This window comes from Streptomyces sp. NPDC053431, assembly GCF_044544925.1.
Taxonomy (GTDB): domain Bacteria; phylum Actinomycetota; class Actinomycetes; order Streptomycetales; family Streptomycetaceae; genus Streptomyces.
Genome location: NZ_JBITXX010000011.1, coordinates 24,270 through 40,176, shown reverse-complemented (window position 1 = coordinate 40,176; position 15,907 = coordinate 24,270). Strand labels below are relative to the sequence as shown.

At 73.0% G+C, this 15,907-nt stretch carries 17 protein-coding genes; 13 read left to right on the top strand and 4 right to left on the bottom strand.

All coding sequences use genetic code 11. The features are described from left to right. The first annotated feature begins 123 nt into the window (after positions 1-123). A complete protein-coding gene (locus ACIGXE_RS24035) occupies positions 124-2,157 on the top strand; it encodes a HelD family protein (RefSeq protein WP_399750650.1) in 2,034 nt (677 codons plus the stop codon). Between the two features lie 74 nt (positions 2,158-2,231). On the opposite strand, the gene ACIGXE_RS24030 is transcribed toward ACIGXE_RS24035, so the two are convergent. Further along, positions 2,232-3,116 (bottom strand): aminoglycoside phosphotransferase family protein, encoded by an 885-nt coding sequence (locus ACIGXE_RS24030; RefSeq protein WP_399750649.1) that lies wholly within the window; start codon positions 3,114-3,116, stop codon positions 2,232-2,234. Between the two features lie 280 nt (positions 3,117-3,396). Here ACIGXE_RS24030 and ACIGXE_RS24025 point away from each other — a divergent pair, with 280 nt between their 5' ends. From ACIGXE_RS24025 to ACIGXE_RS24015, 3 genes are read left to right on the top strand one after another with little or no spacing between them, the layout of a single operon-like run. Then, positions 3,397-4,068, top strand: coding sequence for a DUF4097 family beta strand repeat-containing protein (locus tag ACIGXE_RS24025; RefSeq protein ID WP_399750647.1), 672 nt, complete (start codon positions 3,397-3,399; stop codon positions 4,066-4,068). 34 nt (positions 4,069-4,102) lie between these two features. Continuing rightward, a complete protein-coding gene (locus tag ACIGXE_RS24020; RefSeq protein ID WP_399750645.1) occupies positions 4,103-5,080 on the top strand; it encodes an ATP-binding cassette domain-containing protein in 978 nt (325 codons plus the stop codon). After that, on the top strand, positions 5,077-5,862 hold the full coding sequence (locus tag ACIGXE_RS24015; protein ID WP_399750644.1) for an ABC transporter permease: 786 nt from the start codon (positions 5,077-5,079) through the stop codon (positions 5,860-5,862). Before ACIGXE_RS24020 ends, ACIGXE_RS24015 begins: the two co-directional genes overlap by 4 nt. Positions 5,863-5,985: 123 nt before the next feature. Here the strand turns inward: ACIGXE_RS24015 and ACIGXE_RS24010 are convergent, their stop codons facing one another. Both ACIGXE_RS24010 and ACIGXE_RS24005 read right to left on the bottom strand, forming a co-directional pair. Further along, complete coding sequence (locus tag ACIGXE_RS24010; protein WP_399750642.1) at positions 5,986-6,684, bottom strand: copper homeostasis protein CutC; 699 nt, start codon at positions 6,682-6,684, stop codon at positions 5,986-5,988. A gap of 52 nt (positions 6,685-6,736) precedes the next feature. Next, a complete protein-coding gene (locus ACIGXE_RS24005; protein ID WP_399750640.1) occupies positions 6,737-7,744 on the bottom strand; it encodes a hypothetical protein in 1,008 nt (335 codons plus the stop codon). A gap of 191 nt (positions 7,745-7,935) precedes the next feature. Here ACIGXE_RS24005 and ACIGXE_RS24000 point away from each other — a divergent pair, with 191 nt between their 5' ends. The 3 genes from ACIGXE_RS24000 (at position 7,936) to ACIGXE_RS23990 (ending at position 10,905) form a co-directional block, all read left to right on the top strand. Further along, complete coding sequence (locus ACIGXE_RS24000) at positions 7,936-8,226, top strand: heavy-metal-associated domain-containing protein (RefSeq protein WP_399750638.1); 291 nt, start codon at positions 7,936-7,938, stop codon at positions 8,224-8,226. Positions 8,227-8,314: 88 nt separating this feature from the next. Continuing rightward, positions 8,315-10,579 carry a heavy metal translocating P-type ATPase gene (locus ACIGXE_RS23995; RefSeq protein WP_399750636.1) on the top strand — a complete coding sequence of 755 codons (2,265 nt, stop codon included), beginning with the start codon at positions 8,315-8,317 and terminating at the stop codon, positions 10,577-10,579. A gap of 44 nt (positions 10,580-10,623) precedes the next feature. Continuing rightward, complete coding sequence (locus ACIGXE_RS23990; RefSeq protein ID WP_128981368.1) at positions 10,624-10,905, top strand: metal-sensitive transcriptional regulator; 282 nt, start codon at positions 10,624-10,626, stop codon at positions 10,903-10,905. A 29-nt stretch (positions 10,906-10,934) separates the two neighbouring features. Here the strand turns inward: ACIGXE_RS23990 and ACIGXE_RS23985 are convergent, their stop codons facing one another. Continuing rightward, entirely contained in the window at positions 10,935-11,102 is a 168-nt protein-coding gene (locus ACIGXE_RS23985; protein ID WP_399750633.1) for a hypothetical protein, read from the bottom strand. An 86-nt stretch (positions 11,103-11,188) separates the two neighbouring features. Here ACIGXE_RS23985 and ACIGXE_RS23980 point away from each other — a divergent pair, with 86 nt between their 5' ends. The 6 genes from ACIGXE_RS23980 (at position 11,189) to ACIGXE_RS23955 (ending at position 15,824) form a co-directional block, all read left to right on the top strand. After that, positions 11,189-11,566 (top strand): BlaI/MecI/CopY family transcriptional regulator, encoded by a 378-nt coding sequence (locus tag ACIGXE_RS23980; protein ID WP_399751067.1) that lies wholly within the window; start codon positions 11,189-11,191, stop codon positions 11,564-11,566. Continuing rightward, positions 11,563-12,474, top strand: a complete 912-nt coding sequence (locus tag ACIGXE_RS23975; RefSeq protein ID WP_399750631.1) for a M56 family metallopeptidase — start codon at positions 11,563-11,565, stop codon at positions 12,472-12,474. The genes ACIGXE_RS23980 and ACIGXE_RS23975 overlap by 4 nt, the downstream gene beginning before the upstream one ends. Positions 12,475-12,577: 103 nt before the next feature. Then, positions 12,578-13,057: a GNAT family N-acetyltransferase gene (locus ACIGXE_RS23970; protein ID WP_399750629.1), complete on the top strand. Its 480-nt coding sequence runs from the start codon at positions 12,578-12,580 to the stop codon at positions 13,055-13,057. Positions 13,058-13,248: 191 nt separating this feature from the next. Beyond that, a complete protein-coding gene (locus ACIGXE_RS23965; RefSeq protein ID WP_399750627.1) occupies positions 13,249-14,181 on the top strand; it encodes a class I SAM-dependent methyltransferase in 933 nt (310 codons plus the stop codon). A gap of 67 nt (positions 14,182-14,248) precedes the next feature. Further along, positions 14,249-14,689 carry a Fur family transcriptional regulator gene (locus ACIGXE_RS23960; protein ID WP_399750625.1) on the top strand — a complete coding sequence of 147 codons (441 nt, stop codon included), beginning with the start codon at positions 14,249-14,251 and terminating at the stop codon, positions 14,687-14,689. Between the two features lie 97 nt (positions 14,690-14,786). Next, entirely contained in the window at positions 14,787-15,824 is a 1,038-nt protein-coding gene (locus ACIGXE_RS23955; RefSeq protein ID WP_399750623.1) for a LuxR C-terminal-related transcriptional regulator, read from the top strand. The last annotated feature ends 83 nt before the right edge of the window (positions 15,825-15,907 follow it).

The following is a 15,907-nucleotide window of genomic DNA, read 5'->3' as shown; positions in this document are numbered from 1 at the left end:
CCCGGGACGGCGCTGGAGCTACACTCGCCTGCTTCCCCGCCTCCCGCTCGTGGAGCGCCGCCGTCCGGTCGGAAACCGGCGGCCACCTTGACGTGTCCGCGTACCCGACCCGGAGGCTTCACCGTGTCCGTAACGTCCCCAGCAGACGATCCGCTCGCGCGGGAGCGTGCGCACCTCACCGAGTCCCGCGCCGCCCTGCGCGCGATGCGGGAGGACGTCGAGTCGCTCGACATCAAGGACGTCACCGCCAACTGGGTCAACTCGATCGTCCTCACCCGCCAGATCGAGGACCGCATCAAGGCGCTCGCCGACCTCGCCGACACGCCCCTGTTCTTCGGCCGGCTCGACTACCTGCACACCACGCAGGAGGGCCAGCGCTTCTACATCGGCCGGCGGCACGTGCACGACGCCGACGGCGACCCGATGGTGATCGACTGGCGTGCGCCGGTCTCGCAGCCGTTCTACCGGGCGTCCAAGAAGGACCCGCAGGACGTCGGGCTGCGGCGCCGCTTCGGCTACACGGGCGGCGACCTCACCGCCTACGAGGACGAGCACCTGTCGGACCCGCGGGAGCTGGAGCGCACCAGCCGGCTGCTCCAGGCGGAGATCGAGCGGCCCCGTGTCGGCCCGATGCGGGACATCGTCGCGACCATCCAGCCGGAGCAGGACGAGATCGTCCGCTCCGACCTGTCGGGGACGATCTGCGTCCAGGGAGGCCCGGGCACCGGAAAGACGGCCGTGGGCCTGCACCGTGTCGCCTACCTGCTCTACGCCCACCGGGAGCGCCTCGCCCGCACCGGCACGCTCGTCATCGGACCGAACCGCTCCTTCCTCCACTACATCGAGCAGGTCCTCCCGGCCCTCGGCGAGCTGGAGGTGCAGCAGGCGACGGTGGACGACCTCGTCGCGCACGTCGAGGTGCGCGGTACGGACGAGGCGGCGACCGCCGTCGTCAAGGGCGACGCCCGGATGGCGGAGGTGCTGCGCCGGGCGGTCTGGGCGCACGTGAGCCTGCCGAAGGAACCGCTGATGGTGGTGCGCGGCTCGCGCCGCTGGCGGGTGCCGGCGCACGAACTGGAGGAGATCGTCCGTGAGTTGACGGACCGCGACATCCGGTACGGGGCGGCCCGCGAGGCCCTGCCGCAGCGCATCGCGCACGCCGTGCTGGTCCGCATGGAGCAGGCGGGCGAGGCGCCCGACGACCGGGTGCAGAACGCGGTCGCGCGCAACGCGGCGGTCAAGGCGGTCGTCAAGGAGTGCTGGCCGGCCGTGGACCCGGCGAAGCTGGTGCTGCGGCTGCTGAGCGACGCCGACTTCCTGGCGGAGCACGCGGCGGGCGTCCTCGACGAGGACGAGCAGAAGCTCCTGCTGTGGGCGAAGCCGTACCGGAGCGTGAAGACGGCGAAGTGGTCGGCGGCCGACGCCGTCCTCGTCGACGAGACGCGGGACCTGGTGGAGCGCACCCACTCCCTCGGCCACGTCGTGCTCGACGAGGCGCAGGACCTGTCCCCCATGCAGTACCGGGCGGTCGGGCGGCGCTGCACGACGGGCTCGGCGACCGTCCTCGGCGACCTGGCGCAGGGCACCACGCCGTGGGCCACCGCGAGCTGGGCCCAGGCGCTCGCGCACCTGGGCAAGCCGGAGGCGGTCGTGGAGGAGCTGACGGCCGGTTTCCGCGTACCGCGCGAGGTCATCGCGTACGCCTCACGGCTGCTCCCGCACATGTCGCCGGGGCTGGCTCCGGTGGAGTCGGTACGGGAGAACCCGGGCTCGCTGGAGATCCGGTGGACGGAGGCGGAGGCGCTGGACGCGCACGTGGTCGCGGCCTGCGTCGAGGCCCTGGCGCACGAGGGCTCGATCGGTCTGATCGCCGCCGACGCGCGCGTCGCCCCGCTGGCGGAGGCCCTGACGGCCGCCGGCCTGGCCTACCTCTCCCCCGGCGAGGAGACCACGGCCGAGTCCCGTCTGACCCTGGTCCCGGCCTCGCTGGCCAAGGGTCTGGAGTACGACTACGTGGTCCTCGACGAGCCCGCGGCGGTCGTGGACGGCGAACCGGACGAGCGCACGGGCCTGCGCCGGCTGTACGTGGCGCTGACCCGTGCGGTGTCCGGTCTGACGGTGGTGCACGCGGCGGAGCTGCCGGAACAGCTCGGCTGAGGAGTACGCGGGAGGGCGGACCGGCCCCCCATACAGGCCCCCACGGTGCAGGCCCCCGCGGACCGGCAGGGCCCTCAGAGGGCGGCGTACTCCGCCAGCGCCTCGCGCCAGGTGCGGTGGGCGACGGCGGCCAGCACCGGGTTCCTGCCGCGGTAGTAGTGCTCGGTCACGATGCCCCAGCACAGCGCCCAGCCCCGCCCGCGCGCCCAGGTCGCGTCGTCGACCCGGGCCGCCTCGCGGAAGAGGGGCCGGGTCTCCGGGGTGAACAGGGTCCAGGCGGGCATGGCGTCGACGGCGGGGTCGCCGACGCCGAGGCCGCCGAAGTCGATGACGGCGCTCAGGCGCCCGTCGCGGGTGAGCAGATTGCCGGGCAGCAGGTCGGCGTGGACCCACACCGGCTCGCCCTCCCACTGCGGCAGCCAAAGCACCGACTCCCAGGCGGCGGTGGCCAGTTCACCGTCGAGGGTGCCGTCGTCGCCGAGGTCCCGCAGGGCCACGGACATGGCCCCGTCCTCCCAGGAGGTCACGGGCCCGCCCCGGAAGGAGCGCGGCCCCCCGGTCGCGTCGACGGCCCGCAGCTCGGCCCCGAACCGTCCCAGGGCGACGGCGGCGTGGGCGAGGTCGGCGACGGGCGCGGCGTAGGCGTCGCGCCCGTCCAGCCACTCGTACACGGACCAGGCGTGCCCGTACCCCTGCCCGGGCACCCCGGCCGCGACCGGCACGGGCACGGCCAGCGGCAGCCCCGGCGCGATGCGCGGCAGCCAGCGCTGCTCCTTCTCGGCCTGCCCCGCCGCCCAGTCCGCCTTCGGCAGCCGTACGACGAGCGCGTCGCCGAGCCGGAACATCGCGTTGTCAGTCCCGGCCGAGACGACCTCACGCACGGGCAGACCGGCCCACCGGGGGAACTGGGCGTCGACGAGACGCCGCACGAGGGCGGCGTCGACAGGAGTGGTCGGCATGCGCGGGAGGCTAACGGTGCCGCGCGACGAGAGGCCAGACGTTTTCGCGGGGCCGCACATGCGCGTTCGACGCCCTCCGCAGAGCGTTCATTTCACATCTATTGCAACGCTCGACACTTTGACGTTGCGTTAGTTTTCAAAACGGTGCAACGATTTCAATAGCCTGACCTGCACTGACGCATCTCTCGCGCAACGAGTCCATTGCCCAGTCCTCGAACGCAACGTAGTGTTTCCAATGTCAGAAACAACGAGCGCACAGCTCGGAAACAAGGAGCGCATCATGCAGAAGTTCGAGACCCCCGCCCCGATCGCCACCGTCCTCGACCTCCCCGCCGGCCTCATCGAGTTCGTCGCCGCCGACCGGGCCGACACCACCGTCGAGGTCCTTCCGGCGGACGCCTCCAAGGGCCGTGACGTGAAGGCGGCGGAGCGGGTCGAGGTCCGGTACGCCGACGGCGAGCTGCGGATCGAGGTCCCCGGCTGGGAGCGTCAGGTGCTCGGCAACTCCGGCTCCGTGCGGGTGACCGTGGGACTGCCCGCCGGCTCCCGGATCGAGGCCAAGGCGGCGAGCGCCGAACTCCGCGGCGAAGGCCGGCTCGGTGACGTCGAGTTCGAGGCCGCGCACGCCACCGTCGTGCTCGACGAGACCGGCGCCGCCCGCCTCACCGTGCAGGCCGGCGACATCACGGTCGGGCGCCTCGGCGGGCCCGCCGAGATCGGCACCCAGGCCGGCGACCTCCGCGTCACCGAGGCCGTCGGCGGCGACGTCACCCTGCGCACCGCGAAGGGCGACATCGAGGTGGGCGCCGCCCGCGGGGTCTCCGCGACCCTCGACGCCGGCACCTCCTACGGCCGGATCCGGAACGACCTGCGCAACAGCGAGGGCGCCGGCGCCGGTCTGCGCATCTCCGCGACCACCGCGTACGGCGACATCACCGCCCGCAGCCTCTGACCGACCCCTCCAACCCTGCTGAGGAGCACCCCAGATGAGCACATCGGCCATCGCGGCGACCGGCCTGCGGAAGTCCTACGGCGACAAGGTCGTCCTCGACGGTGTCGACCTGGTCGTCCCGGAAGGCACCGTGTTCTCCCTGCTCGGGCCGAACGGCGCCGGCAAGACCACCGCCGTCAAGATCCTCTCCACCCTCGTCTCCCCCGGCGCCGGCAGCGGGCCGATCAGCGTCGGCGGCCACGACCTCCTGACCGCACCGCAGTCCGTGCGCTCCGCGATCGGGGTCACCGGGCAGTTCTCCGCGGTCGACGGTCTCATCACCGGCGAGGAGAACATGCTCCTCATGGCGGACCTGCACCACCTGTCGAGGCGTGAGGGGCGGCGGGTCGCCGCCGAACTCCTGGAGCGCTTCGACCTCGTGGAGGCCGCGAAGAAGCCCGCCTCCACCTACTCCGGCGGCATGAAGCGCCGTCTCGACATCGCCATGACGCTGGTCGGCGGCCCGCGGATCATCTTCCTCGACGAGCCGACCACCGGCCTCGACCCGCGCTCCCGTCACACCATGTGGCAGATCATCCGCCGGCTCGTCTCCGACGGCGTCACCGTCTTCCTCACCACGCAGTACCTGGAGGAGGCGGACGAACTCGCCGACCGGATCGCCGTGCTGCACGGCGGAAGGATCGCCGCCGAGGGCACCGCCGAGGAGCTCAAGCGGATCGTCCCCGGAGGACACGTACGGCTCCGCTTCACCGACCCGGCCGCGTACCGGCGGGCCACCGCCGCGCTGGGCGGGGCCGCCCGGGACGACGAGTCCCTGACCCTGCGGGTCCCGAGCGACGGCAGCCAGCGCGAACTGCGCGCCGTGCTCGACCGGTTGGACGGCGCCGGCATCGAGGCCGACGAGCTGACCGTGCACACCCCCGACCTCGACGACGTCTTCTTCGCCCTCACCGGCGGCGTCGGCGTTCCCCGGCCCACCCAGAGCAACGACACCAAGGAGTCCGTCCGATGAGTTCCCTCTCCCTCGCCGTGCGCGACTCCGCCACGATGCTGCGCCGCAACCTGCTGCACGCCCGGCGCTACCCCTCGCTCACCCTGAACCTGCTGCTCACGCCGATCATGCTGCTGCTGCTCTTCGTCTACATCTTCGGCGACACCATGAGCGCGGGCATCGGCGGCGGCGACCGCTCCGACTACATCGCCTACCTGGTGCCCGGCCTGCTCCTGATGACCATCGGCAGCACCACCATCGGCACCGCGGTCTCCGTCGCCAACGACATGAGCGAGGGCATCATCGCCCGCTTCCGGACCATGGCCATCCACCGCGGCTCCGTCCTCGTCGGGCACGTCGTCGGCAGCGTGCTGCAGTCGGTCGCCAGCGTGGTCCTCGTCGGCGCCGTCGGCGTGGCGATCGGCTTCCGCTCCACGGACGCCACCGCCCTGGAATGGCTCGCCGCCTTCGGGCTCCTCGTCCTCTTCGCCCTGGCGCTCACCTGGATCGCCGTCGGCATGGGCCTCATCAGCCCGAACGCGGAGGCCGCCAGCAACAACGCGATGCCGCTGATCTTCCTGCCGCTGATCTCCAGCGCCTTCGTCCCGGTCGACGCGATGCCGGGCTGGTTCCAGCCGATCGCCGAGTACCAGCCCTTCACCCCCGCCATCGAGACCCTGCGCGGACTGCTCCTCGGCACCGAGATCGGCGACAACGGCTGGATCGCCGTCGCCTGGTGCCTCGGCCTCGCCGTCCTCGGCTACTTCTGGGCGACGGCCAGGTTCAACAGCGACGCGAAGTAGGCGCCGTGGCCGCGCCTGCAGGCGGCGTACCATCCGACCTCGGGTCGGGGTACGCCGCCTTCGGCGTTTCCGGGGCCTTCGCCGGGCCGGTGGGCACGGCGTCACGCGCCTGCCCCGCGGCGCCTACGCGTCGACCGCCTCGCGCCACGTCCGTACCGCCGCCGAGGAGACCGGGTGCGTCCAGCCGTCGGGGCGCGCGGCGCCGCCGATGTGGAAGGCGTCGAGGCCGGCGGCGCGGAGGGCGGGAAGGTGGTCGAGGCGGAGGCCGCCGCCGACGAGGATCTGCGGCTCGTAGCCCGGTTCGCCCGCGCGGGCCGCCTCCGCCTTCAGAGTCGCCAGGCCGTCGTCGACGCCGGTCGCCGCCCCCGCCGTGAGGTAGGTGTCGAGGCCCGGGAGGTCCGCGAGCTGCTTGCGCAGCGCGTCGCGGTCGGCGGCGCGGTCGATCGCGCGGTGGAAGGTCCAGGGGCTGCCGTCCAGGACCGCGATCAGGCGCTCCACCGCCACCAGGTCGGCGTCGCCGTCGGGGGTCAGGAAGCCGAGGACGAACTCCTCCGCGCCCGCCGCGCGCAGCTCGCCCGCGCGGTCGACGAGCGCGGCGACGTGTTCGGCGTCCCCGGCCGCGAAGCCGTCCGTGAGCCTGAGCATCACGCGCAGCGGGATGTCCACCGCGGCGCGGATCGCGGCGAAGCCGGTCGTGGACGGGGTGAGTCCGTCCGCCGCCATGTCGGTGACCAGCTCCAGGCGGTCCGCCCCACCGGCCTGGGCAGCGACCGCGTCCGCCTCGTCGAGGGCGATCACCTCCAGCACTGCACGGTTGCTCATCGAGCCCATTCCTCCCGGATCACGCGGCTACAGGTCTAGTCCAATGTCCAGACTAGCCGTGCGCGTGGCCTGCCGCATCGTGCGGCGCCTCTTCCGTCCCTCCGTCGGTCGCACCCGTACCCGCGCCGGTCCCACCCGTACCCGCACCGGCCGCGTCCGGAACCGCCGCGGCCGCACCCGCGCGGACCGTGAAGGCGGCCGTGCGGACCTTCCCCTCGTGCTGGAAGTCCAGGAACAGGCGGTACGTGCCGGAGCTCGGCGCGGTCGCCGTGAAGGAGACGTCCGGACCGGGGCCGCCCTCGTTGGGGTGCACGTGCAGATAGGCGAGGTCACCGTCGCGCAGGGCGACCAGGTGGCCGTACGCGCCGAGGTACGGCTCCAGGTTGGTGACGGGCCTTCCGGCCTTCGTGACCGTGAGCCGCAGCTCGCCCGCCCTGCCCGGGTTCAGCGTGCCGCCGAGGCGCACCTGGTAGCCGTCGACCTCGGCCGTCGGCGCCACGGCCGGCATCGGCCGCGGGGCGTACGCGCCCGGGACGGAGAGGTCGACGCCGAGCGTCACGCCCTTCGCCCCCTTCACCGCCGGCTTGAAGTCGGCGAAGGCCTTGTAGGCGCCCGCGGCCGGCAGGTCCGCGGCCACCGTCCAGGTGCCGTCCGCGCCCTTCACCGGGTGCAGGTGGCGAAAGACCGTCAGATCCCGCGACGCGACGATGAAGTGCAGCTCCTTGCCGTGCTCGGTGCTGAAGGCGGTGACCTTCCGGCCGGCCGCGTCCTTGATCGAGAACCTGAGCGTGCTCCGGCCGAGCGCGGGGGCCGGGGTGTCGAGGGCGAGGGTGTAGCCGTCCTCGGAGACCTGCAGGCCGCCGGCCGCGGGCGCGCTCGCCGCCTCCGCGTGGCCGCCGTGGCCGCCACCCTCCCCGGCGGGCGTGGCCTCCGCGTGGCCCGCGTGCTCCGCCCGCTCCGGCTCCCCGACGGGGCCGACGCCCTTGCCGACCCCGTACGCGGTCCCGAAGGTCGCGGCGAGCGCGGCGGCAAAGGCAGTGATCTTCACTCCGGTGTTCATGGCTGCTCTCCTGCTCTCCCGTGCACGGCGGCGTACAGGGGTGGGTGATCGGAACCCTTCACTGCACTTCACCATACCCCTGGGGGGTATCAAGTCAAGTCGGGTCGACACTTGCGCCGGGTACCACCGGGGGGTATACATTGGACGCACACCGATACCCCCCGAGGGTATCCGATCGAGGAGGAAGACCCATGGGTTCCTGCTGCACCCCCGACAACAGCTGCTCGACCAACACCGTCGAGATCTCGACGGCCACCGCGGTCGCCGACAGCACCAGCACCGTCTACGCCGTCGCCGGCATGACCTGCGGCCACTGCAAGACCGCCGTCACCAACTCGGTGAGCGCGCTCGACGGCGTCATCTCCGTGGACGTCGACGTGGCCGGCGGCCGGGTGACCGTCACCACCGGCGGCGAGCCGGACGACGCCGCGATCGCCGCGGCGATCGACGACGCGGGCTACGAGCTGACCGGCCGCGCCTGACCGGCGCACCGGCGCCAACCGGCCGCCGGGGCTCGCCCACCACGCCCGGGCCCCGGCCCCCGACCCGTACGAACGAGGAGCAGACCTCATGACCACAACGACCCCCGGCACCGCCCAGGTCGAGCTCGCCATCGGCGGCATGACCTGCGCCTCGTGCGCGGCCCGTATCGAGAAGAAGCTCAACCGGATGGACGGGGTCGAGGCCACCGTCAACTACGCGACCGAGAAGGCGAAGGTCACCTTCTCCGCCGACATCGACGTCGCCGACCTCATCGCCACCGTCGAGGCCACCGGCTACACCGCCCAGGAGCCCACGCCCCCGAAGAGCGAGACCCCGGGTGCCGAGGGTCCCTCCGAGGAGGAGCGGGCCGACGAGGAGCTGCGGCCGCTCCGGCAGCGCCTGGTCACCGCCGTCGCGCTGGCCCTGCCCGTCATCGCCATGGCGATGGTCCCGGCCCTCCAGATCGAGTACTGGCAGTGGCTGAGCCTCACGCTCGCCGCGCCGGTCGTCACGTACGCCGCCTGGCCGTTCCACCGGGCCGCCTGGACGAACGCCAGGCACGGCGCCGCCACCATGGACACGCTGATCTCGGTCGGCACGATCGCCGCGTTCCTGTGGTCCCTGTGGGCGCTGTTCTTCGGCACCGCCGGCACCCCCGGCATGACGCACCCCTTCGAGTTCACCATCGCCCGCACCGACGGCGCCGGGAACATCTACCTGGAGGCCGCGGCCGGCGTCACCGCCTTCATCCTGGCCGGCCGCTACTTCGAGGCCCGCTCGAAGCGCAAGGCGGGCGCCGCGCTCAAGGCGCTGATGCAGCTGGGCGCGAAGGAAGTCACCGTGCTGCGGAACGGCCGCGAGGTCACCGTACCGACCGCCGAACTCCAGGTCGGGGACCGCTTCCTGGTCCGCCCGGGCGAGAAGATCGCCACGGACGGCACCGTCGTCGAGGGCTCCTCCGCCGTCGACGCCTCCATGCTCACCGGCGAGTCCGTGCCGGTCGAGGTCTCCGTCGGCGACTCCGTCACCGGCGCCACCCTGAACGCCGGCGGCCGCCTGGTCGTCGAGGCCACCCGGGTCGGCGCCGACACCCAGCTGGCCCGCATGGCCAAGCTCGTCGAGGACGCCCAGAACGGCAAGGCCGCCGCCCAGCGCCTCGCCGACAAGATCTCCGCCGTCTTCGTGCCGATCGTCATCGCCCTCTCGCTCGGCACCCTCGGCTTCTGGCTCGGTACGGGACAGGGCCTGACCTCCGCCTTCACCGCCGCGGTCGCCGTCCTGATCATCGCCTGCCCGTGCGCCCTGGGCCTCGCCACCCCGACCGCCCTCATGGTCGGCACCGGCCGCGGCGCCCAGCTCGGCATCCTCATCAAGGGCCCCGAGGTCCTGGAGACCACCCGCAAGGTCGACACCATCGTCCTGGACAAGACCGGCACCGTCACCACCGGCCGGATGACCCTGATCAAGGTCCACACCGCCGCCGGTACGGACGAGACCGACGTCCTGCGCCTCGCCGGCGCCCTGGAGCACTCCTCCGAGCACCCGATCGCCCAGGCCGTCGCCTCCGGCGCCGCCGCCAGGGTCGGCGCCCTCCCCGCCCCCGAGGACTTCGCCAACATCCCCGGCCTCGGCGTCCAGGGCGTCGTCGACGGCCACGCCGTCCTCGTCGGCCGCGAGAAGCTGCTCCAGGAGTGGGCCATGGAGCTCACCCCGTCCCTCAAGGCCGCCAAGGACGCGGCCGAGAAGGCCGGCAGGACGGCCATCGCGGTCGCCTGGGACGGGGAGGCCCGCGCGGTCCTGGAGGTCGCCGACGCCGTCAAGGAGACCAGCGCCGAGGCCATCAGGCGGCTGCGCGCCCTCGGTCTCACCCCGATCCTGCTCACCGGTGACAACAAGGCGGTCGCCGAGGCCGTCGCCGCCGAGGTGGGCATCGACGAGGTGATCGCCGAGGTCATGCCGCAGGACAAGGTCGACGTCGTCAAGCGCCTGCAGGGCGAGGGGCGTTCGGTCGCCATGGTCGGCGACGGCGTCAACGACGCGGCCGCGCTGGCCCAGGCCGACCTGGGGCTCGCGATGGGCACCGGCACGGACGCCGCCATCGAGGCCGGCGACCTCACCCTGGTCCGGGGCGACCTGCGGGCCGCGGCGGACGCCATCCGGCTCTCCCGCAAGACCCTCGGCACCATCCGCTCGAACCTGTTCTGGGCCTTCGCCTACAACGTGGCCGCCCTGCCGCTCGCCGCGGCCGGACTGCTCAACCCGATGATCGCCGGCGCCGCGATGGCCTTCTCGTCGGTCTTCGTGGTCGGCAACAGCCTGCGACTTCGGGGCTTTCAGGCCGCCGACAAGTGACCGATCGCCACCGCCTGCTGTAACTGTCCGACAAGGAGGCCGCCGTGGCCGGTTACGTACAGCACAAGGAAGACATCATCAGACGCCTCAGGCGTATCGAGGGGCAGGTCCGGGGGGTGCAGCGGATGGTCGACGAGGACGTGTACTGCATCGACGTCCTGACCCAGGTCTCCGCCATCAACGCGGCGCTCCAGTCCTGCGCCGTGGCCCTCCTGGACGAGCACCTCAGCTGCTGCGTCACGGAGGCCATCGAGGCCGGCGGAGACCAGGCCAAGGTCAAGGTCGGTGAGGCGTCGAAGGCGATCGCCCGCCTGATCCGGACCTGACGTACTGCCGGAACCACCTCACCGGTGAGTCAGCCGCCCTTGCGCGAAGGGCAGTCCGCGGTCAGCTCGACCCGCAGCCGGAGGCACAGGCCGAGCACCTGGCGCAGGAGCAGCAGCTCCAGCGAACCGGGCACACCGGGGACGCAGACCTTCGCACAGGGGCGGCTCTTCGTCAGGCTCGTCAGAAGGGTCGTCATGCCGTCCATCTTACCCCTGGGGGGTATACCTGGGCCGGTGGCGCGGCCCGTACGATGAACCGCCCGTGAGCGGGGAGGGGATGCACGTGCGCCGGCTGGGAGAGCTGGAGGCCGAGATCATGGACCGACTGTGGGCGTGGCAGCGACCCGCGACCGTCCGCGAGATCGTCGACGACATCAATCTGGGACGCCGCGTCGCCTACACGACGGTGATGACGGTCGCCGACATACTCCACCGCAAGGGCTGGCTGCGCCGCGAGAAGACGGGCCGGGCCTGGCTGTACGAACCCGTCCGCAGCCGCGAGGAGTACACCGCGGGACTCATGCAGGACGCGCTCGGCGACAGCCAGGACCGGCCCGCGGCGCTGCTGCGCTTCGTCGAGACCATCTCCGACGAGGACATGGCCGCGCTCGACGCGGCCCTGCGCGCCGCCCGGCGCGCCCAGGGCGGCGAGAGTCGGTGAACCACCACGTCCTGCCGCCGCTCGGACTCGTCCTGTGCACCGGGTTCCTGGTGCCCTGGCTGCTCGTGCGGGCGCGCTGGGCCCAGCAGGTGCCGCGGCTCGCGCTCACCGTGTGGGCGGCGGGCGGCGCGCTGTTCACCGGCTCGGCCGCGCTGCTTCCGGCCCAGCTGATCCTGCCGAGTCACACCGGGCACCGGCTGAGCGACGCGCTCTTCACGCTCCGACCGCCGCCGCTGGAACGCCTGTCGCACCTGACGGGCCGCGAGTACGTGGCCGCGGCCGTCGCCCTCGCCGTGCTCGCGGCACCGCTCGGCGGCTTCGGCCGCGCCCTGCTGCGGGCCCGCCGGCAACGGCGGCGGCACGCCGAAACGCTGCGGCTGGTGGGCCGTTACGACCCGGAGATCGGCGCCACCGTCCTGGAACACACGCGGCCCGCCGTCTACTGCCTGCCCGGCCGCTCGCGCCGGGTGGTGGTCTCCTCGGGCGCCCTGCACACCCTCACGCCCCCGCAGCTCGCGGCCGCCCTGGCGCACGAGCGGGCCCACATCTCCGGGCGGCACCATCTGCTCGTCGCCGCGGCCGAGTCCTTCGCCGGCGTCTTCCCGCACCTGCCGCTCGCCCGGCACGGCGGTACGGCGGTGCCGCTGCTGCTCGAAATGGCCGCGGACGACCGGGCCTTGCGCCGCTGTTCGCGTGACGCGCTGGCCACGGCGCTGTACGCCCTCGCCTCGGGCCTGGCGCCCCGGGAGGCCTTCGGGGCGGGCGGCCCCTCCGCCGCCCTGCGCATGCGCCGGATCCTCACCCCGCAGGCCGCCGGACACCCGGTGCTGCGGGGGCTGCTCACGATCGCGGCGGCCGGCCTCGCGGCGGCGCCCCTGATCGTCGCCTGCTGCTCCTTCCCGAATTGATACTAAGGGAATTCGTAGATTTCATATCGGTCACGTCCCCCCGAATTCCCGGCTATTGTGGGTACGTTGGGGTCCAGCTCGGCACGTCGAAGGGTACGAACCAATGCAGCTGGCCGACGTGCGGGCGGCCGAGGCCGCCGACGCGACGACGATATCCAGGCTGCTTGCGGAGTCCATTCGGGGCAGCTACACCGAAATACTCGGCGAAATCCCGACCCGCAGACTGATCTCCGCACAATGCGCACTTCCACGTATCCGCGCGGAAATTGAAATTCCCGGCGGTGCACCCGGCTGGCTCGGCTGGCTGGTGGCGACCGGACCGGACGGCACCCTGGTCGGCGCGGCCGCCGGCGGCGTGCCCGTACCCGGCGAGGGCGAGCTGTACGCGCTCGCCGTGACGCCCGGCGCGCGCCGCCGCGGGATCGGTACCGCGCTGCTGACCGCGGCCGGCGAGCGGATGCGCGCGTTCGGCGCGACCGAGCAGCGGGTCACACTGCCCGCGGAGCAGGACCCCTCGCTGCCCTTCTACGCACACCAGGGCTTCGTCCCCATCGGCGTCACGCGGCTCCACCGGGCGCTCTGACCGCTCCGTTCGCCCGTACGTCCGCTCCTCGGCCACCAGGGCGTGGCAGACACACGCCATCGCGTGTTCACGCCTGCGGATCCGCTGGAACCGGCGCTCCGCCCCAGGTCAGGATGGAGCGCAGCGGCGCGGTCCCGGCGGCACGGGTGCCTCGCCCGGACGGCACGGACCGAGCGAGCCCTGGAGGAGCGATGCACACACCGAGCGGCACTTCCCTGCCCGTCGTGCCCGCGGCGCTCGCCCCGGTCCTGCCGTCCCGATACGAGGTGCCGGGACACCGGCACCACCGGGCCGGCCCGCACGGCCCCCTCGAACCGCCCGCCCCCGGCGCCGGGATCCGGCTCACCTCCGAGGCCCTGCCGGGCCTGGAGACGATGGCCCCCGTCGACGAGGACTCGGTCTGGCTGCACGACGCGCTCCTCGGCCCGCACAGCGCCGACATCGTCCGGTACCTCGGTCTCGCCCGGTCCACCGGCGGCCCCGTGCTCGATCTCGGCTCCGGCGCCGGACGGCTCGCCGTCCCCTTCGCCCGGCACGGCTTCGCCGTGGAGGCCGTGGACCGGGACGGCCCCGCCCTGGAGCGCCTCGGGAACTGGGCCCGGCGCATCGGACCGCAGGTCGCCGGGCTGATCGTGACCACCCGGGCCGACCTCACCGAGCTGCGGCTCGGCAGCGACTACCGGCTGGCCCTGCTGGCCGGCGCCATGGTCTCCGCCGTACCGCCGCAGGCGCGCCCCCGGCTGCTGCGCGAGATCGCCTCGCACCTGGGGGCGGGCGGAGCGCTCGCGCTCGACTACACCGCGCACCTGCTGCCCGGACTGGTCGCCGAACCGCAGCGGACCTGGGCCTTCCAGGTGCCGCGGTTCGACGGGATCGACGAGTGGGTGGTGGCCCGGCAGGACTTCGACCTGCGCACGATGAGCGAGCGGATCACGTACTACACGGCCCGGACCGGGAAGCTCTCCACCGAGCGGGTCGTGCTCACCACGGACAAGTGGATCGTGGACGGCGAGCACCTCGCCGCCGAGCTGCACTCGGCGGGCCTGCACATCGAGGGCCGCCGACGGCACCGCATCGACGAGCGCACGGAGAGCGTGCTCCTCGTCTGCCGGACCGACGACTGACGACAAGGACCGCCAAGAGGTACGATGCTCACAAAAGTTTGGGCCGACCAGGTGGCGGGCGGAGAAGATGGCAGTCGTGGAAGACCTGACGGGCCGCGAGGCGGTGATCCAGCGGCTGCGCGACGTCGGCCTGCGCGTCACCGGTCCGCGCCTGGAGGTGCTCACGGTGCTCGCCGCGGGCGGCCATCTCGACGTCGAGGCCATCACCGCGACCGCCCGTGAGCGGCTCGGCACGCTCACCAGCCAGGCCGTCTACGAGATGCTGCGGCATTTCCAGGAGACGGGCCTGGTCGGCAAGTTCGACCGGCCCGGCCTGCCGGCCGTCTTCGAGATCTCCGGTCCCCCGCACCAGCACGCCCTCTGCGTGAACTGCGGCCGCGTGGAGAACGTGGCGGCGACCGCGCCCGAACCGCCGCGCGGCAGCCTGCCGGAATGGGCGGTCAGCGACGCCGAAGTGGTCTTCAAGGGCCTTTGCCCCGAGTGCCGGGAAGCGGCCCCTTCGCGCTGAAAGCACGCGAACACCGTGCGCCCCGTTCGAATATGTGGCAGGGTCTAGCGGGGCGTTTCAACGGGATCCGCGCGATCCGAGGGGAGTCTGCTGCGCCGTGTCCAAAAACGCCGCCGGAGGGCGCACCGGAAGCGAGCAGGCCCTCGCCCTCTACCAGGAGCTTCGCAGCACGCCGGGCGAGCCCTTCGACGCGGCCGCACGGCGCCTCGACCTGACCGAGACCGAACGGGACCGCTGCCGCGCCGAGTTGGTCGACCTGGGTCTGATCGAGCCAGTTCTCGGCCCCGGTGCGACCCGGCCCGCCGACACCGTCGTCGCCCCGGACGTCGCCCTGTTACGGCTGCTCCGGCACGAGCGGGACCGGCTGGAGTGCCGGCTCGCCGAGACCAGCCGGGCGCACACCACCCTGGAGACCCTCGCCGGACCGTTCCTCCGGGCGGGCATGGAGCCCGGCTCCGACGTCGAGGTCGAGATCGTGGACGACCCCGCCCGGATCCGCCGCGAACTCGCCGACCTGGCCCACACCGTCCGGCACTCCCTCCACGCCATGCTCACCGGGTCCGTGCGGCGCGAGGAGATGTCCCAGGAGCTCGGCCGGGACCGCGACCGGATCGCCCGCGGGGTACGGATCCAGGCCATGTACAGCCACCGGGTGGGTCAGGTGCCGGAGATGGTCCAGCACCTCGCCGAGCGGACCGCGCTCGGCGTCGAGGTGCGCCTGTCCCCCGTCGTCCCCATGAACATGGTCCTCGCCGACGAGAACTTCGCCCTGCTCCCCACCGACTCGCGCGACCCGGACTCGGCCGCCCTGCTGGCCCGCGGTCCCGGCCTGGTGCGCTCCTACCGCGCGCTGTACGAGTACTGCTGGCAGGCGGCCACCCCGTACGGCCACGAGGAGAAGCCCGAGCACGGCGGCGACGGCCTGTCGGAGCAGCAGCGGGCCGCGCTGCGGATGCTCGCGTCCGGCATCAAGGACGAGCAGGTGGCCCGGAACCTGGGCGTCTCGCTGCGCACGGTCAGCCGGCTGATCTCCGAGGTGATGCAGGAGCTCGGCGCGGCCAGCCGCTTCGAGGCCGGGGTGAAGGCCGCCCGGCTCGGCCTGCTCGACGGCGAGTCCCTCGAGCACACGGCGTAGCCTGACGGTCGGGGACGCGCGGGGGGACGAACCGAGGTGACGGACCCACCGGGCGTGGGAAGCGGAACGCCGGCAGATCGCCG